The organism is Segatella hominis (genome assembly GCF_019249725.2).
Taxonomy (GTDB): Bacteria; Bacteroidota; Bacteroidia; order Bacteroidales; family Bacteroidaceae; genus Prevotella.
Genome location: NZ_CP137559.1, coordinates 1728921 through 1747821, shown reverse-complemented (window position 1 = coordinate 1747821; position 18901 = coordinate 1728921). Strand labels below are relative to the sequence as shown.

13 protein-coding genes are annotated in these 18901 nt (G+C 40.1%); 7 read left to right on the top strand and 6 right to left on the bottom strand.

Annotation, left to right across the window (positions count from 1 at the left end):
• Window positions 1–45: 45 nt before the first annotated feature.
• From KUA50_RS07260 to KUA50_RS07250, 3 genes are all read left to right on the top strand, one after another.
• Entirely contained in the window at window positions 46–789 is a 744-nt protein-coding gene (locus KUA50_RS07260) for a polyprenol monophosphomannose synthase (RefSeq protein WP_218458131.1), read from the top strand.
• A gap of 5 nt (window positions 790–794) precedes the next feature.
• Complete coding sequence (gene mfd / locus KUA50_RS07255; protein ID WP_218458133.1) at window positions 795–4208, top strand: transcription-repair coupling factor; 3414 nt, start codon at window positions 795–797, stop codon at window positions 4206–4208.
• A gap of 645 nt (window positions 4209–4853) precedes the next feature.
• A complete protein-coding gene (locus tag KUA50_RS07250; protein WP_218458135.1) occupies window positions 4854–6212 on the top strand; it encodes a TrpB-like pyridoxal phosphate-dependent enzyme in 1359 nt (452 codons plus the stop codon).
• A 153-nt stretch (window positions 6213–6365) separates the two neighbouring features.
• On the opposite strand, the gene KUA50_RS07245 is transcribed toward KUA50_RS07250, so the two are convergent.
• Complete coding sequence (locus KUA50_RS07245) at window positions 6366–6920, bottom strand: glutathione peroxidase (RefSeq protein WP_218458137.1); 555 nt, start codon at window positions 6918–6920, stop codon at window positions 6366–6368.
• Between the two features lie 303 nt (window positions 6921–7223).
• Entirely contained in the window at window positions 7224–11108 is a 3885-nt protein-coding gene (locus KUA50_RS07240; protein ID WP_256624378.1) for a response regulator, read from the bottom strand.
• Between the two features lie 254 nt (window positions 11109–11362).
• On the opposite strand from KUA50_RS07240, the gene KUA50_RS07235 reads away from it, so the two are divergent.
• Together KUA50_RS07235 and KUA50_RS07230 are read left to right on the top strand one after the other, a co-directional pair.
• Complete coding sequence (locus KUA50_RS07235) at window positions 11363–11959, top strand: hepatitis A virus cellular receptor 1 (protein WP_218458138.1); 597 nt, start codon at window positions 11363–11365, stop codon at window positions 11957–11959.
• Window positions 11960–12009: 50 nt separating this feature from the next.
• The gene (locus KUA50_RS07230) at window positions 12010–12747 is read left to right on the top strand and encodes a hypothetical protein (protein ID WP_218458140.1); all 738 of its coding nucleotides are present in this window, start codon (window positions 12010–12012) and stop codon (window positions 12745–12747) included.
• Window positions 12748–12850: 103 nt separating this feature from the next.
• Here KUA50_RS07230 and KUA50_RS07225 read toward each other — a convergent pair whose 3' ends face one another.
• On the bottom strand, window positions 12851–13834 hold the full coding sequence (locus KUA50_RS07225; RefSeq protein ID WP_218458142.1) for a DNA/RNA non-specific endonuclease: 984 nt from the start codon (window positions 13832–13834) through the stop codon (window positions 12851–12853).
• A 153-nt stretch (window positions 13835–13987) separates the two neighbouring features.
• Complete coding sequence (locus tag KUA50_RS07220) at window positions 13988–14239, bottom strand: type B 50S ribosomal protein L31 (RefSeq protein WP_006847266.1); 252 nt, start codon at window positions 14237–14239, stop codon at window positions 13988–13990.
• Window positions 14240–14497: 258 nt separating this feature from the next.
• Between KUA50_RS07220 and KUA50_RS07215 the strand changes: the two genes are divergently transcribed.
• Together KUA50_RS07215 and KUA50_RS07210 are read left to right on the top strand one after the other, a co-directional pair.
• A complete protein-coding gene (locus KUA50_RS07215) occupies window positions 14498–14845 on the top strand; it encodes a hypothetical protein (protein ID WP_218458243.1) in 348 nt (115 codons plus the stop codon).
• A complete protein-coding gene (locus KUA50_RS07210; RefSeq protein WP_218458244.1) occupies window positions 14827–15786 on the top strand; it encodes an IS3 family transposase in 960 nt (319 codons plus the stop codon). The genes KUA50_RS07215 and KUA50_RS07210 overlap by 19 nt, the downstream gene beginning before the upstream one ends.
• A gap of 433 nt (window positions 15787–16219) precedes the next feature.
• On the opposite strand, the gene KUA50_RS07205 is transcribed toward KUA50_RS07210, so the two are convergent.
• The gene (locus KUA50_RS07205; protein WP_218457709.1) at window positions 16220–17617 is read right to left on the bottom strand and encodes a hypothetical protein; all 1398 of its coding nucleotides are present in this window, start codon (window positions 17615–17617) and stop codon (window positions 16220–16222) included.
• A 35-nt stretch (window positions 17618–17652) separates the two neighbouring features.
• Window positions 17653–18894: a DUF5689 domain-containing protein gene (locus KUA50_RS07200; RefSeq protein WP_218457710.1), complete on the bottom strand. Its 1242-nt coding sequence runs from the start codon at window positions 18892–18894 to the stop codon at window positions 17653–17655.
• Window positions 18895–18901 lie beyond the last annotated feature (7 nt).

The window sequence follows — 18901 nt, the reverse complement described above, 5'->3', positions numbered from 1 at the left end:
TATTTAACTATAAGAATTATTGGTACTTGATTAATAAAAACTATTATGAAGAGCGATAGCATAGTAATCATTCCTACTTATAATGAGAAGGAAAACATAGAGAAGATCATTCGGGCTGTCTTCGGGCTCGAAAAGCAATTTGATATTCTTGTGATTGACGATGGAAGTCCTGATGGTACGGCTGCTATTGTCAAGAATCTGATGGCGGGTGAGTTTAAGGACCGTCTTTACCTCTTGGAGCGTTCCGGTAAATTAGGCTTAGGTACTGCTTATATCACAGGTTTTAAGTGGGCGCTCCAACAGGGATATGATTTTATCTTTGAAATGGATGCTGACTTTAGTCATGATCCTAATGATTTGCCACGTCTTTATGCTGCTACTCATGATGAAGGGTATGATGTTGCAGTAGGTTCTCGCTATGTTTCGGGCGTCAATGTGGTTAATTGGCCAATCGGTCGTGTCCTTATGAGTTATTTTGCGTCCAAGTATGTTCGTCTGGTTACTGGATTCAAGGTGCATGATACAACGGCAGGATTCGTTTGCTATCGTCGCAAGGTGTTGGAAACCATCGAATTGGATAAAATTCGTTTCAAAGGATATGCTTTCCAAATCGAGATGAAGTTCACTTCTCATAAGATAGGATTTAAAATCAAAGAGGTACCTGTTATCTTCGTCAACCGTCGCGAGGGTGTGAGCAAGATGAATGGAGGTATCTTTGGAGAGGCTTTCTTTGGTGTAATGCGTCTTCGCTTGGATGGATGGTTTAAGAAGTATCCTAAGAAAAACTAAAAAGCGTGACCATACAAGAGATTGAAAATATTTACGGGCGTTCGTCACAGACGAAGGCCCTTTTGGATTTATTGGGGAAAAAACAGATCAAAATGATTTCCCTAAAGGGATTGGTGTGTTCTTCTGCACCAATCTTTTTTGCGTCTGTATATCAACAATTAGGAAAAACCGTACTTTTTGTTCTGGATGATGCTGATGAGGCTGGCTATTTTTATCACGACCTGACACAAATGATGGGACAGGAAAATGTTTTTTTCTTTCCTTCCAGCTATCGTCGTGCCATCAAGTATGGACAAAAAGATGCTGCCAATGAAATCCTTCGAACGGAAGTCTTGGCCCGTTTATCGCAAAATAGAAATTTATTTATAGTTTCTTATCCTGATGCCTTGGCAGAATTGGTTGTTACCAAAAAGAAACTGGATGAGCGCATACTTAAACTTTCTGTTTCTCAAGAGATTGCCTTGAGCAATATTGTGCATACGCTGAGAGATTTTGGCTTTGAGGAGACTGATTATGTTTATGAACCAGGACAATTTGCTGTCCGTGGTAGTATCCTGGATGTATATTCTTATAGCTGCGAATTTCCTTTCCGTATAGATTTCTTCGGAGATGAGATCGATTCCATCCGTACCTTCGATGTGGAAAGTCAGTTGTCGAAAGTCAAGAGGGAATGTATAGAAATCGTGCCTGAATTATCTTCTCTTGAAAGTGAAAAACAACCGATATTTTCTTTTTTGGGTGAGGATACAATTGTTGTCATGAAGGATTTCGTCTTTTTTCATGATCGTATCGAACAGATTTATCATGATGGTTTCTCGGCTCAAAGTTTGACTGAACAGCTGGAAGGGGCTACAGAAATGGAGGCTGAGCAAATCAGACAGCGGATGAAGAAAGAGTTGAATCTCTGTACTACGACTCAGTTGAAAGAGGGATTGGCGGAAAGAGTGCGCATAGAAATGGGGCATGTGGATAAAAATCCAAATGCTTTGGAGGGAGAAGGTAAGTCTTCTGCTTGCATTCATTTTAATATCCAGCCACAACCTTTATTCCATAAGAATTTTGAGTTGTTGGCTAAAACTCTTGAGGATTATCTTCTTCAGAAATATACTTTATATATTTTAGCTGACAGTCAGAAACAGCAGCAAAGATTGAAGGATATTTTTGATAGTGAAGATTTGCAACGTTATCAGATTTCTTTTGTTCCTGTAGATAAAACCATTCACGAAGGGTTTGTGGATTCTGACAAAAAATGCTGTTTCTTTACAGATCATCAGATTTTTGACCGTTTTCATAAATACAATTTGCGTTCTGATTCTGCTCGTGCTGGTAAAATGGCGCTTACGATGAAAGAGTTGCAGGAAATGGAACCGGGCGACTTTATCGTACATGTGGATTTTGGAATCGGTAAGTTTGGCGGCTTGGTTCGTGTTCCTACTGGTGAAAGCTATCAGGAAATGATACGCATCGTCTATAAGAATAACGATAAAGTGGATGTTTCTATCCATTCGCTCTATAAAATCAGCAAATATAGAAGTGCCGATACCGGTGAACCTCCTCGTCTTTCTACCTTAGGTACTGGTGCCTGGGATAGGATGAAGGAAAAGGCAAAGAAACGTATCAAGGATATAGCACGCGACCTGATTAAGTTGTATGCTAAGCGTCGTCGTGAAAAGGGCTATGCTTTTAGTCTGGATGGATATTTGCAGCATGAGTTGGAGGCGTCTTTCCTCTATGAAGATACGCCTGACCAGAATAAGGCTACCATGGAGGTGAAGGCTGATATGGAAAGTTCCCGCCCTATGGACAGACTGGTGTGTGGAGATGTTGGCTTCGGAAAAACGGAGGTAGCCATTCGTGCGGCCTTTAAAGCTGCTTGTGACAGTAAACAGGTGGCAGTACTGGTTCCTACTACCGTTTTGGCATTTCAGCATTATCAGACATTCAAGTCGCGTCTTGAGGGAATGCCTGTGAGGGTAGAATATTTGAGCCGTGCCCGATCTGCAAAGGAAACCCGACAGATTTTGGCTGACTTAAAGGATGGTAAAATAGACATTTTGATAGGTACGCATAAATTGATTTCCAAATCGGTTGTATGGAAAGATTTAGGTTTGCTCATTATTGATGAGGAACAGAAGTTTGGAGTAAGTACAAAGGAGAAACTGCGCCAGATGAAGGTCAACGTGGATACGCTGACCATGAGTGCTACGCCTATTCCTCGTACCCTCCAGTTCTCGCTGATGGGAGCAAGAGATATGAGTATCATGCGTACACCGCCACCTAACCGTTATCCGATCCATACGGAGCTGACCTGTTTTTCTTCAGAAGTGATTGCTGATGCCATCAATTTTGAAATGAGTCGTAATGGACAGGTGTATTTTGTCAATGATCGGATTTCTAAACTTCAGGAGATTAAACTCCTGATAGAGAAACATGTACCTGATTGTCGAGTTGTCATCGGACATGGCCAGATGAAGCCTGAGGAGTTGGAAAAGATTATCATGGGCTTTATCAACTATGACTATGATGTGCTGCTTTCTACAACCATTGTGGAAAATGGTATCGATATTTCCAATGCCAATACGATCATAATCAATGATGCGCATCATTTCGGCTTAAGTGATCTGCACCAGATGAGAGGACGAGTTGGCAGAAGTAACAAAAAGGCGTTTTGCTATTTGTTGGCACCCCCTAAAAGCGTACTTACAACTGAGGCTCGGAGACGCTTGGAGGCTTTGGAAACTTTCAGTGACTTGGGAAGTGGATTTAATCTTGCCATGCAGGATTTAGATATTCGTGGAGCAGGTAACTTGTTGGGTTCAGAACAGAGTGGTTTCATGGAAGATTTGGGATATGAAACCTATCAGAAGATCTTGTCGCAGGCTGTGACCGAGTTGAAGAATGAAGAATTCAATGATTTGTATCAGGAAGACTTGGATCAAGGTAAGGTGCTCACGGGTGACGACTTTGTAGATGACTGTTCTGTGGAGAGCGACTTGGAGATGTATTTCCCTGATTCGTATGTTCCTGGTAGTAGTGAACGAATGCTTTTATATCGGGAGTTGGATTGTATAGAGAATGATGATGATCTGGCTGCTTATAAAAAGCGATTGATTGACCGTTTCGGTCCTGTGCCTCATGAGGCCGAAGAACTGATGCATGTGGTCACCCTGCGTAGATTGGGCAAGCGTATGGGATGCGAGAAGATGATGCTGAAGCAAAATGTTCTTCAATTACAGTTTGTGAGCAATGTGCAGAGTCCTTTTTACAGGAGTGTCATGTTCTCTAAGGTGTTGGATTATGTAACCAAACATGTGAGGATGTGCAACTTGAAAGAGAAAAGCAACAAGCGCTACTTGCGTATTTCTGGTATCAAGAGTGTAGAGCAAGCTGTATCTATATTGAATGATATTGAGCAATAAATGGGGCATAAATTTATCTTTTGTATGAATTTTGTAGTTTTTTGTATCTATTTGGAAGGGAATTTGTCGATAAAAATCCAGAATTCGTATAGAATTTATCGGCAGTTAACAAAATAGGTATATGGAAATAACAAAAAATACATAGGGTGAATTTATTAAAAACTTAATTTTGCAATCGAATTCAAACGCTAAGGATAGATTTGAATATCATGATGGGTTAGAATATCATCACATTAAGAAATATAATGAAGACAATATAAGATTTGATAATTATTGAGTATTTAAGATGTTTAGTAAAAGTTTTATTTAATATTATTGGATTTGTACCTTGAGGTACGGGATGTATATCAAAGTACAAATCCATTAATGCTTAAATAAAAAAAGAAGAGTAACGAAATCTCGTAATCTTCTATATGAATTTCTCTATTATATTATTGTATAAGTAAAAGATGATAAATAGCGTTTCACAACGCCTCTTGTTTTAACCGATTTCCTGCCGTTTTACGATATTTTTCAGATAAGAAGCAAAATTATTGCCTTTTTTTCTTTTATCTCAAATGTTTTTTGTAATTTTGTCGCAAAATGGATTTATCTATTAACAAAATGTAAGAAAAGACATAATAATTAATATAAAAATGATATCACATGAGACAGAAGAAATTTATTTTGCAGGAGAGTGAACTCCCAACACAGTGGTATAATATTCAGGCAGATATGCCTAATAAGCCATTGCCTCCATTGAATCCTCAGACTCACCAGCCTCTCAATGCTGATGATCTTTCACATATATTTAATAAGGAATGTTCCAAGCAGGAATTGGATCAGGAGCATGCGTGGATAGATATTCCTGAAGACGTATTGGAAAAATATACTTTCTATCGTTCTACTCCTTTGGTTCGTGCTTATGCTTTGGAAGAGGCTTTAGGTACTCCTGCTCATATCTATTTCAAAAATGAGAGTACCAACCCTTTAGGTTCACATAAGATTAATTCTGCTCTTCCTCAGTGCTACTATTGTAAGCAAGAAGGTGATACGAATGTCACAACAGAAACGGGTGCTGGTCAGTGGGGTGCTGCTTTGTCTTATGCTGCCAAACTCTATGGATTGGAAGCGGCTGTTTATCAGGTAAAAATTACCATGCAGCAAAAACCATATCGTTCCAGTATTATGCGTACCTTTGGTGCTACAGTAGAGGGTTCTCCTTCTATGAGTACAAGAGCTGGTAAAAACATCATTACCCGTGATCCTCATCATCCAGGTTCATTAGGTACTGCCATCAGTGAGGCTGTAGAGTTGGCTACAACAACTCCTGGTTGTAAATATACTTTGGGTTCTGTGTTAAATCACGTGGCTCTTCATCAGACAGTCATTGGTCTGGAGGCAGAAAAGCAGATGGCTATGGCTGGTGAGTATCCTGATACTGTGATAGCTTGTTTTGGTGGTGGTAGTAACTTTGGTGGAATCGCCTTCCCTTTCATGCGTCATAAGATTAAGGATGGAAAGAATACTGAATTTATTGCAGCAGAACCAGAAAGCTGTCCTAAGTTGACTCGTGGTAAGTTTGAATACGACTTTGGTGATGAGGCTGGTTATACACCATTGCTTCCAATGTACACCTTGGGTCATGATTTCAAGCCTGCGAATATCCATGCTGGCGGTTTGCGTTATCATGGTGCCGGTATGATTATTTCTCAGTTGATCAAGGACGGATATATGCATGGTGTGGATATTCCTCAGTCTGAGTCTTTTGAGGCTGGTATGCTTTTTGCCCGCACAGAGGGCATTATTCCTGCTCCAGAGAGTTGTCATGCTATTGCTGCTACGATTCGTGAGGCTAAGAAGGCAAAGGAAGCCGGAGAGGAAAAGGTTATCCTGTTCTGTCTGTCTGGACATGGACTGATTGATATGCCTTCCTATGAGAGCTATATCAATGGTGACTTGCATGACTATGCTGTCCCTGATGAGGAAATTAAGAAATTCCTTGCTACAGTTCCTAAAGTCTAAAAAAATGATGGATAGGTATAATCAGCATAACAAACTTGAATATTAAAGACTTGAAAGAATATAACAATAAAAAAACGAGAATGCTAATTTGCATTCTCGTTTTTTTATTGTTTATATAGCTGTGATTCTTTCAATCAATGAGATAGACCTCTGTTATTTGCTCAGCCATTCTTCAATAGCCTTGGCAATTACTTCAAAGCTGGTGGTAGGCTCAAAACGAGCTACAACCTGACCTTTTTTGTTAATCAGGAATTTAGTAAAATTCCATTTGATGTCATTACTCTCTTTGTAGTTAGGATCAGCTTCGCTGAGCATTTTGTCGAGCACAGGATAGAGAGGATGAGATTCATCCCAACCAGCAAACCCTTTGCTTTCCTTCAAGAATTTGTAAAGAGGAGCAGCGTCATCGCCATTTACCTTTATCTTTTTGAAACGAGAAAATTCTGTACCGTATGTAAGTTTACAGAATTGGTGGATGCTTTCGTCTGTTCCTGGAGCTTGTTGACCAAACTGGTTGCAAGGGAAGTCTAAGACTTCAAAACCCTGAGAGTGATAGGTCTCATATAATTTCTCCAGTTCTTCATACTGTGGAGTAAAACCACATTTTGTGGCAGTGTTGACGATGAGTAATACTTCATTAGCATACTCTTTGAGGGAAACATCCTTTCCCTTTCTGTCCTTGACAGAGAATTCGTAAACAGTTCTCATTTTTGTTTGTATCTATATATTTTATTCTTATTTCTTCTTTTAGAGTGCAAAGATACTATTTTTCTTTTAGAAGAGTAAATTATGACTGATAATTTTTCTAAAAAAGTAAGAACTTAGAAAATAAAAAGACCCAGGATTTTCACAAACCCTGGGTTTTTTGAACTTCTGTATGGATAACTACTTGTATCTTAAGAAGTTCACAAAAAATCTATCATTTAACTTTTCTAAGAACTGATGCAAAAGTATAATAATTTTCTTTTTTTATGGTGTATTTTTTGTTTTTTAGGGTATATCAAACTGTTTTTATTTGTTTTTTTCCCTATATTCACTTGGAATTATACCCATTTCTTTCTTAAACACCTTAGAAAAATATTTCGGATCACTGAAGCCTACAGCGAATGCAATGCTGGTCAGCGTTTCATCTGTATCCCGTAACATCTCGATGGCTTTCATAATTCTGATGTGACGGACGAAATCAATAGGAGTCAATCCTACCGCATTTTTGATTTTTCCATAGAGTACACTGCGACTCATGCCCATGGCCTGTGCAATATCGTCGATCTTCATGTCTGGATCAGAAATGTTTTCCAAGACAAACTTCAGCACTTTCTTGATGGTATGATCCTGTATGCTAATGGTAGATTCGCCAATCGTAATACGTTGAGGCTCCTCTGTTTTGTTTTGAACAGTCGTGTTATGACTCGTTTGCGTTTCGTCTCCAACATGAATGTTTCTGAGCAATTCTTGTTGCAGACTCTTGCGATAGTTGATGGCCGCTTCAATTCTGCCTTTCAGGTAAGTGGCAGAGAATGGTTTGGTCAGATAACCATCGATTCCTTCTTCAAATCCCTTGAGGTGGTCTTCCAGACTGGCCTTGGCAGAGAGTATGATGATTGGAATATGGGAGATATTGCTGTCCTGCTTGATGTAGTGTACCATGGTGATTCCGTCCATGACAGGCATGGTAACATCAGTTAAGATGAAGTCTGGTACAAATTTGCGTGCCATTTCAAGACCTCTCTTTCCATTTTCTGCAAGCAACACATTGTAGTCTTTTTTCAGAATAGTATCCAGGAAGGTGCGTAGGTCCGCATTGTCTTCTACCACGAGTATGGTGATATTTTTTTCTCCCTTTTCAAATTCTTCTGCAGAGTCTAAAGCTACATCTTCTATGTAGTTCTTGGCATTTGAGTCTTCTATCTCTCCATTTTCTTGGATTGCATGAGAATCTTTGTCAAGACCTCCATCTTCATAGAAATTGCTATTGTTGTCAAATTTCAGCATTTGGTTGACCATCTGGTACATCTCTCTGGCATTCCTCTGAACCAATGTCAAGAGGTTTCTGCCTTCTTCTGAGAGTCCTTCTTCATTTTCCAGCACTTCTGTTATTGGACCGCCTATCAGAGAGAGAGGGGTTCTCAATTTGTGTGAAGCATTGCTGAAGAAATGGTTCTTCAGTACACTCATGTCATGGCTGAGTTTTTGTATTTGTCGGTTGTTATACATATAGAATACTAAGCCAAGACCTAAGATGAACAATATGAAAAGAATGACTTTTCCCAATATGCTCTCCCAGAAAGTGGGTTCGATTTCTATCGGGAGTTCTGCGATATATTTACCCCAGACTCCATGTGTATTGGTGGCTTTTACCTTGAGGATGTATTTACCATGAGAAATGCGGTTGAAACCAATCATATTTTGACTTCCTAATGGAATCCATACGCCTTCTGGTGTATGACCTTCCAAACGATATGCATAGTATGTCTGATACTTTCTGGTATAGTCAAGTGCTGCAAAGGTAATGGTCAGATTTCGCTTGTCTGAAGGAATGACCAGATTTGGCCTATGCAGGATAGGAATGGTATGAGCCTCTCCGTTGAAGTGCAGAGAGGTAAACAGTATTTTCGGTTGATAGGTAGTCTTTTTGAGTACCTTTGGATTGAAGGTAATACTTCCCATCGGTGTTCCTAATGTGATTTGATCTGTAGAAGGATCGTGGAATGGGCGGCATTCTGTAAACGTCATGTGGAAATCAAAATCGTTTGGCCCAAAAACATCTATTTTTCCTGTGCTTGGATTGAATTTATCGACACTGGATTCCCTGATAATCCAGATATTTCCTGCATTATCTTCTATCATACTCTGTACGATACCTTCGTCCAGGTTGATATTCTTGACGAATTCGACTCTTATATTATTTTCTAATAATGATTTACTGGTTGTAATTTGCAGACAACCACCTAATGTAGAGATATAAGTATCTCCGTTAGAACGAACCAATGTATAGTTGACATCGCTTGCCATGAGGGAAGCTGTATCACCTATAATATGATTAGAATGATAGAATTTAATCTTGGAATAATCCTTGAATTCGTCGGAGAATGTAACAAGTCCGTCGGTTGTTGCTACTAATATGGTACCTTTGTTGGTACATGTAATTCGGCGTAATCTTTGGTAGGGCCCATTCTTGAACCAGTTGAGTTTATTTCTGTTTGAAATGAAGCGATAGGTGCCGTTTACTCTTTCTGCAATAGCCAATCCTCCACAAGTTGCAATCCAGATTCTGTTTTGTCTATCGCTTACAATATCATAGATTCTATCATTAGGCAGAGAGTATGGGTCTGCCGGATTATGGGTGAAATGCTGCAATTCTCCGTCTTTCAAAAGATAGAGCCCGTCTCCCTTTGTTCCTATCCACATGTATCCCTGACTGTCTTCGTAGAGTGCATAGATGCCACAGGTGGAGAACTGAACTGGTGTTTGTGATAATTGACCACTTGGGGTGATGTAGCCAAGCTTCTGATGCTGGTCATTGCTAATCTTTAAATATCCAGAGATAAATCCATCCCAATAGTTACGATTACGGTCAAGTGTGATGGCGCGTACTTCGCTTTCTGTATTTTCAACTTGGCTCAGCGTATATTCATGATATTTGAAGTTGATTTGTGTAAGGTCATGAATACCCGTTACCCAAAGAATTTTTTGGTCTGAAATTACGTATTTAGTGATTCTTGGAATACTTGCATTGCCTTGAGAGTTGCTTTGCAAAACATAAGGTACCAATTCTTTTTTCGCTCTGTCATAGTAGCAGAATGTACCTCCGTTAGGTATCATCCATAGCGTATTGTGTTCATCTTCCATGATGAAATATTTTTCGCTGACAGTACGCAAAACTGGATTTTCCTGGTCTGCAAACAACCATTTCTTTTCCAATGTATTTGGATTGATGATGGTTACACCCATACCGTCAGTAAATGCCCATAGCTGGTCTTTGCTATCTACGTATATCTTCTTGACTTCTGCTACAGGCTGGTTAGGGTTCTGAACACTTACAACTTCAGATTTGAATGTACGTGGATTATAGACTACTACACCGATATTTGTGGCTATCAGGAGTTGATAGCCTGTATTTTTTAATTCATTGATTTTTGTGACTCCTTCCGGCATCGGAATCATGGAGATATGGTTTCTGGTTTCATCAAAGACGGCAACTCTGCCATCTGCTGTAGCCAGGTAAATGGTGTTGCCTACCTGTCGGAACCATTTAAATGGAATTGGAGTGGTGAATTTGGTACCATAGATGTGAGTACCCTTGTCTGTAAGAATCCATTCACGCCCCTTTTTGTCGGCGGTAATATACCAGATATTTCCACTTGGCAGGCTTTTAGTTCCTCCCATGATGAGTTTTGGATTGTCGTCTGTAAATTCTTTTCCTGAAATTCTGATTGCGTATTTGTGGTCAGCTGTAGTTATCCAACTTGCTTTTGGACTTAGGGTGTAAACTTTATCGGCATAAAGATGGATGTTGAACTTCTCGTTGATTTGATCCTCTATGTTTACAAAGTCGCACAAATGGGTATCATATATGTAGAGACGACGGTCGTATGTAATACACCAAAGGTCATAGTTGGTGCAAGGGAAGATATTGCGAATACGATTCGTACTGAGGACATCTTGGTTATCAGGTAAGTCACGGAAAGTGTGGAAAGTATAGCCGTCATAATATGACAGACCATTATAGGTAGCAAACCACATCATGTTGTCTGCTCCCTGACATAAGTCTGATATGTTGTTGGCAGCAAGTCCATCCAGAATAGAGAACTTTCTGATGTCACAATAGGGTGTTCCGCAATATCCGGATATTGATAATAACCCCAATATAATAATGTGTATGATTCTTCTGGTCATATTCTTAAGTTAATATTTTCGACAAAGAAAATGCAAACGAGCGCAATGAAAACTTGTTTTCAAATTGCCGAGTGCAGCTTTTCTTGGACAAAGATAAACAAAAAACTTGTAATTTCCAAATTGTTTAGGGATATTCCATTACATCATAGGGATTTCTCCCTGTTTTTTTCCTAAAAACCCTTTGTTGGTATGATTATTTGGCGTATCTTTGCAGCAAATAAACAAAGAAATGTAATTTAAAGACTTATATGGATATGAAAAATTTAAAGACTCTCTTGACGATGGCTATCGTGGCTTTGATGAGCCTCAGTTTCACATCTTGCGATGAGGACGCTGACATTGGCGATACTTTATATGGCACTTGGAAAGGCTATATGGATATTGGATTGACGTATGGTGATCATTATTATGCTTCTACCACTTCTGAGATAACGTTTGTTCCAAGCAACTCTTATTCCGACCACGGAAAGGGGTATTGGATAGACCGATACAGCAATGCTCCTTGGAATTACGTTGCTAATCACATAGAGTGGGCGGTGAGTAATGGTGTTATCAATATTCACTTCATAGAGGAAAACTCGTATGCTACGATTTATAACTATTCTTTGGATGATGATTATTTCTATGGAACGGTTGAATGTGGAAATAGCAGCGCGGATTTCAGATTGGTGAAGACGGCTTCTCCTAACAGTTGGAATTATGACTGGTATGATAGTGATGATTGGTATGATTCATGGGGATATGGTTGGGCAAAGCCTCATCTGGGAACTATCGATGATACCCGTGCTTCTTCCTCAGATTCTGATTCGCTGAAATATCTGAGAAGAGTGGTCAATTATAAGAATAAGTAAAGAGATTTGCTGTTTCCTCAGGGAACAGATTAAAAAGAAAGGGACGAGATATGAAATATATAAAATCTTTGTTGATGTTGGCTGCGATAACAGTAGCATCCATGACATTTGTCAGTTGTGACGATGATCCTTGGTATGATCCATACGGCTGGAGCAATAACTATGGCGACTGGCACTGGAATAATGATTATTGGAATCAGGGTGGTAATGGAAACAACCAAGGTGGTGATGAACGTACGGCGATGGCCCAGACTCTCTGTGGAGAATGGGACGGTGAGATGGATTATTCTTATATCAAAGAGGATGGTGAATCGCGCAGCACAGATGTTTATTATACGACCATGAAGTTCTTCCAATATAATCAGAATTCAAAATCTTATAGTGGAGAGGGTGTGGAGACTGATTATCTCTTGGATTCTCAAGGAAATGTCATTGAAGATAAGAGCCAGACCTTGGATTTCTCCTGGTACATAGAGGATAATGGAGATATTTATATCAAGTACAAGAAAAGTGGGGCAACCTTTGTGTTAGACTATGGTTCTTCTCAGGCTGGTTTCCATTTGGGATATGAAGACAAGAAGGGATATGATACTTTCTTCGGTTATATGATAGGAACAGGAAGCGTTAAGGGCGATGTTATCTATTTTGATTTTAAGCGCTTGAACGATACCAATAATGCCAAGGCTCAGACTCGTGGAGCAGATGTAACTGAGCATAAATCATTTGGTAAGGCTGCTTATCAGAGTCCGATTAAGGGAACGTCTTCTCGTTTTAATAGCAGAAGATAAACCTTGTGTTGGAGGAAAAGTTAAGAGGATGCATCAAACGAATCGTTTCGATGCATCCTCTTAACTTTTCTGTATTGTGAAATGTTGTAAAGTATCAGAGAACTTAGTTTGTTGTTTTCCAAACAGTTTGCAAATAGGATGGTGTGATATTCACGTTCTCGATCTGTCTTTCCTCATCATCAGGAAGATTGCAGAAGAAGTCAATACCAGTAAGTTCCTCAAGTTTGGCAATATTGATAATATGTGCGCTCAACTTTTCTGTGGAAGGATAATCTTTGTGTTCAAACCAGAATCCGATGGCTTTATGACCGGATTTGTTTTTGATCATGACTGCTGCAAAAAAGTATTTAGGAACTATAAATCTATTTTTTGTGTAGCCCAAAATCTGCTCAGACTTGTCAATGGTTCCACCTTTGCAGACATACATAGTATCATTGGCATGCGTAGCTTGAGTGCTCATATTGTATGTCAGAAAGCTTCTGATTTTTTCTTCCATTTTTTCCCAAATGCCGGTATTGAATTCTCCTCTCTGAGGCTGCATATTGGTCATATAGAAAGTCTGTCCATTTACATCCATGCTGCAGATTCTGTCTTCAGAAGCAACGATATGTCCTCTCTGGAAGTAGGTGATTCCTTCACTTGGCATGCTGGAAGAGCTAAATTCTTTAATACTTGGTTGCAAGTTAGCAGGAATTTCTGGGTCTATCTGGAAAGGATCTCCTTTCCAAGTCTTACCATTCCATGATACTCCTTCTTTAGACTTCCAGTTCTGTCTATTCCAGCCTTTCAGGTTGTTACTCTTATAGACTGCATAGCAACTCCATCGCTGTGATTTCTTACTGGTATCAAATTCTGTGCAGAAGTTGACACCGTATTGGTCAGTTTCGTGAACGATGATTGTACTTGTTCCACCTTTCACCTTTGGAAATTCCAAACGTGTGATTTCGTTAGGCATTCCTGGGGTTACAACATTGGCGTTGGTATTCGTATTGACGATTCCACCACCAGGACCGTCATTATCGCTTCCACAGCTACCTACTGTGAGTGCAGCGAGAAGCATCAAAAGGTAAATCTTGATTCGTTTCATAGAAGTCGTGTTAGAATATAATTTGTAATATAAAAATAGTCATTCTCGTAGAAATGTATAAAACCGAAAAAAGTGCGTACCAGCGTATATGCAACTACGCTCGAACGCACTTTTGTATCTTGCGATAATATATCCTTTAAATGAAAAGGTATATTACTTCTTCAACTTACCGTAACGGTTCATGAAGCGGTCAACGCGACCTGCAGTATCAACAAGCTTGCTCTTACCTGTATAGAATGGGTGAGAAGTGCTAGAGATTTCAATCTTTACTACTGGATAAGTCTCGCCTTCGAACTCAACAGTGTCGTTAGTCTTGCATGTTGACTGAGAGAGGAACATGTCGCCATTAGACATATCTTTGAATACTACAGGACGATAGTTCTCTGGATGAATACCTTTTTTCATTTTTCTTTTTTATTTTTATTGGGTTATTAAAAATAGACGTTATGGGGATGTTCTTCGCATCATCTCATGTCCTTTCGGTGCATGCCCATTATAGCCTTTACACTTAACAGGGTGCAAAGTTACGACTTTTTCTTCTTTCTGCCAAATATTTCCTGATGTTTTTCTTTCTTTTACTCTTTTTTTATTATCACAGATATATTGCCCTGTCTTGTCCTAGAAAAAGTTGACACAGTATAAATCAACTTAAAAATAACAAATATGGACAAAGACAAAATGGATTTAGCGTTGAGCATAGCTCGCAGTTATTATCAGTATCATGTACCAGTTAGAGAAATTATGGCAAAAATGTCAATTAGCAGTACTTCAGTTTACAGAATTCTTGGTAACTTTGCAACCAATAATCCACAAATCGTAGAAGAAATGAAGCAAAATGCAACACCAGAAAATCTCTCGCAGGAGAACATTGAATTGAAGAAACGCTTGGCAGCTATGGAGCAAGAACTCCATGAGGCAAAGATGGCAGCTGCCGCCTATAACAAGATGATTGATATTGCAGAGCGTCTTTATAAGATTCCTGTGCGAAAAAAATCTGGACCCAAACAGTAAAGGAACTTCGTGCAGAGGACAAAAACTATAGTGTTTCTGGCCTCTGTAAACTGTTTGGGTTTACTCGTCAAGCGTATTATCAGCACGAAGACAATATGCTTGCAGCCTTGGCAGAGGAATCGTTTGTAATAGAGTATGTTAAGTCTATTAGAAAGCAAGATCCAGGTATCGGCGGTCGTAAACTCTGGCTGATGTATTGCAAGGAGTTTGGAGAAGAGAACGCCATGGGACATTGCCGTTTCGAGGATATAATATCAAGGTACAAGTTGGGAGTGCGTTCTTCCAACCGAAAACCTCGTACAACGGACTCTCGTCATGGGTTACCCACATACCCCAACAAGATAAAAGAACTGATACCATCATCACCCAATGAAGTTTGGGTGAGCGACATTACATATCAGAAGATTTGGGATGATGCCGAACAAGGCACTTATCATTTCTGCTACATTTCTTTGATTACGGATTATTACACAAAAGAAATCATTGGCTATTCTGTCGGTGAGTCACTCTCCACCAGGTTCCCTTTGAAAGCCCTAAACATGGCCTTAATGCGCATGGAAAGTTATAAGGATATTATTACACCAATCCATCATTCCGATAGAGGTGTACAATATGCTAGTAACGAATACATCAAATTACTAAGGGAATACGGTATCATACCTAGCATGACAGAATGTGGCAATCCGAAGGATAATGCTGTAGCAGAGCGTGTCAATAACACGTTGAAGAACGAGTTATTCATGGGGCTTTCTTTTACTTCTTTACAGGAAGTAGAAGAGGCTTTAGAAAGGGCAGTACACTTTTACAATGAGTTACGCCCTCATGGAAGTATCGGGATGCTAACACCAAAGGAAGCTGCGAAACAAAAGGGAAGTTTAAAGAAAAATTGGACAAGTTATAGGGAAAAGTACATAAAATCCTTGTCAGTTCAGGAAAAATGATTAATTTTGCAGCAAAATTGTAAAAACCGCGATCCACCCCTAGGGGTGGGTCCTTTGTCTACTTCTATTAGGAACTAGAATGAAGTATGTAAATACTAACTAGGAATAAGATAGAAGATTGACAAGTAGAATTAGGAATAGAGAAAATAATTGTCAACTTACAATAGGAATAAGGAACTATGTAGTCAACTAAATATAGGAAACTACACCCAAATTGTGGTTCTCGGTTTGGGCACTCGTTGCCCGCCTCGTGATCCCTCGTTGCTCGTCTCTTGTTCACCAGTTCCCCATCACGTGTTCATCGAGGGACCGCTTGAAGGGCATATCTGGAACTTCTGGAGGAATTTGACAGAACACAAGAAACATAGCTGAAAACAAAATCCCCATTGCCTGATGAGAGGCAATGGGGAAATATGAAAACGCCAAATATAGTTTATTTAATGATAACAGTCTTGCCGAGAGTCAAAGTGAGATCGTCAATGAGAACATCACCACCTGGCCTCTTAGCATTCATGATAACGATGCAATATTTTCCATCTGATGGAATGACCAATTCTTGCTCGACAAGTGTCCATTTTGTGTTTGGGATATCGTTGATGTAGCCTGAATATACGTAGTTTCCAGCTTTACCTTCTGCTGTTATATCAACAAAACCAGACTGTACAGATGCGCCTGTTGCTGTAGCTGCCTTTACATAATACTTAATCTTATAAGTGCCTGCTTTAAGCTCCATTTCCTTGTAGCCAAGGCGCTTGTTGGCTGTTGTAGAACCACCTACCTTTACAGAATACTTTCCGTTATGGGCGTCTGTGCTCTGAGTGAGAGTAGCATTACATGCTGTAGAGGCTGTCTTCCAGTTGTTAGGCTTGCCGTCTACCCAAGTCTCGAAATCACCGTTAGGTGTTGTTGTGTCGCCAGTAGAAGGTGTGTCTGGAGTCTCGCTGCCACCCTCGATGCTGGTCTTGCCATTTACTGAGATGAGTTTGCCGCCCTGATTTGTCTCAGGAGTGTTACCCATGTAGTTGATAAGTTTGGCACAAACTACAACCTCGTCACCAATCTTGAGTTGACCATCGCCTTCTTTCCATTTCTCGCCACCAAAGTAGTAAGTGCGGAATATCAGGAATTTTTGACTGTTTTCATCATCAGCAATATAGAATGTGGCGTTACCGAATTGTGCTGCGAACTGATCCTTAATTTCTTGAATCTTACCCTTGATGTAGTATTCCTTATCTGAAACCTCACCTGATCCTAAAGAAGTAGCCAAGTTGTTAGCAGCTATGCTGTTGAAAGGATCAGCCTCTGTACCAGTACCCTTGGCTTCGCCTGCAGGTGTATCTGGAGTAGTGGTTCCACCTTGACCATTAAGAGATACTATATAGTTGCCAACGAGGAATTCTTTTGTACCTTGGTAGTTATCAACCTTTCCACAGATGACAACTTCATCGCCTGGTTTCAAAGCATCTTCTCCAGAGAACTTTGTACGGTTAGGACCTGCATAGCCATTATATACATAGAACTGATTTGTAGCTGTACCATCTTCTGAAATATAATATTTCAAGCTACCATATTGAGGATCGAAGCTTCCCGGTTTTACAGATACAACCTTACCCTTAACATAGATTTCTGTTTCTGCACTTCCGCCTTCGTCAATATACTTTTCTACTGCAGCAATATTGAATGGGTCTGCAGCTGTACCAGAACCTGTAGGCTGAAGTTCTGGAGTCTCTGGCTTAGTAGGCATGTCGTAAGGAGCAGGAACGTCCTCGCAACTGCTGAAAGTAAAGGCTGCCATAGCCAACACTAACAATGAATATATAATCTTTTTCATATTGTTATTCTATTTAAAAATTTCTAATGGATGAATTACTTGATAGAGATGAGGTAGTTTCCGCTGTCAATTTCTGGAGTGCCATTGTACATCGTCAATGTTCCATAGATGACAACCTTCTTTCCTACGGCAAGGGTGCCCTTTGTCTCTTCTGTCCATTTCTGGTTGTCGAGATTGAAGCCGCGGAATACCTTGATCATCTTGCCGGCAACAGCCTTTCCATCTTCAGAGATAGAATATGTAGCATTACCGTACGAGCCTGTATCAACGCTACCTACCTCGCAGATGATTCCGGTAGTATAAACTTTATCTGTTGTATATTTACCAGCATTGATGAGTTTGAGCGCGTTGGTCACAGTGTAAGGTTCTTCCTTGGTTCCACCAGGAACATTCAGCGCAGTCTCTACATCATTGCTTGTACGGATCAGAATCTGCCAAACATTGTTGAAACGGGTGAAAATACCTGTAATGTTGACAGGGTCCTTTGGCAAAGCGACATTGGCAAACTTGGCATAAGCTGAAGTGCGAACCAAGAGGTTGGAAGCACTGATAGGTGTTTGGGTTTCTGCATCAGTCAAGTTGCGGTTCACGCAGTTGGTCTTGTCCTTTTCTGTCTCTGGGGCATAAACGGCCTTACCGTCAGCCTGAGAGAACTGTACATTCTCAATGCGCATCAACTTGCCAGAGCAAGACTTCAGATAGTCAGCATCCTTGATCTTGGTCTTGTCGAACACCTCTACCAAACTTTCAGCCTTGGCTGCGTCTGGAGAACCCAAAATCTTGAAATGCTTGTTCCACTCGTAGCGGTCAACCTTACCGATAGACTGTGCACCCGTAGTGCTGTTGGTATAGACACCGCCCAACTCAGCCTGAGAACCGTAACCACCAATGTAGAGGCCCTTCAGATTGATGAGAATTTGCTGACCAACAGGAAGTTCGCCATAGAGAGCACCCTTGTTGATGCAAACCAAGATACCACCCGTCTCGTCCTGCAGACAAACCTCGTTGTAAAGGTTGCCACCGAGATCATTACCAGTAATGTAACCTTTGATCTGGATGTCCTTGTCTATCTGTTCATATCTCTTATTAGCAATGAGGCTGTTGTAGTCTTCCTTCAGCTGTGCAATTGTGATGACATTCTTCTCCTTGATATTATTGTCACCGACAGGAGCCGCAGGCACCTTAATCGTATTATCAGGATCAGCATAACCATCGCCCATGCAAGATGCAAAAAACATACTGGCAAAAGCCATTGCTATGAATAATATTTTTTTCATATCTTTC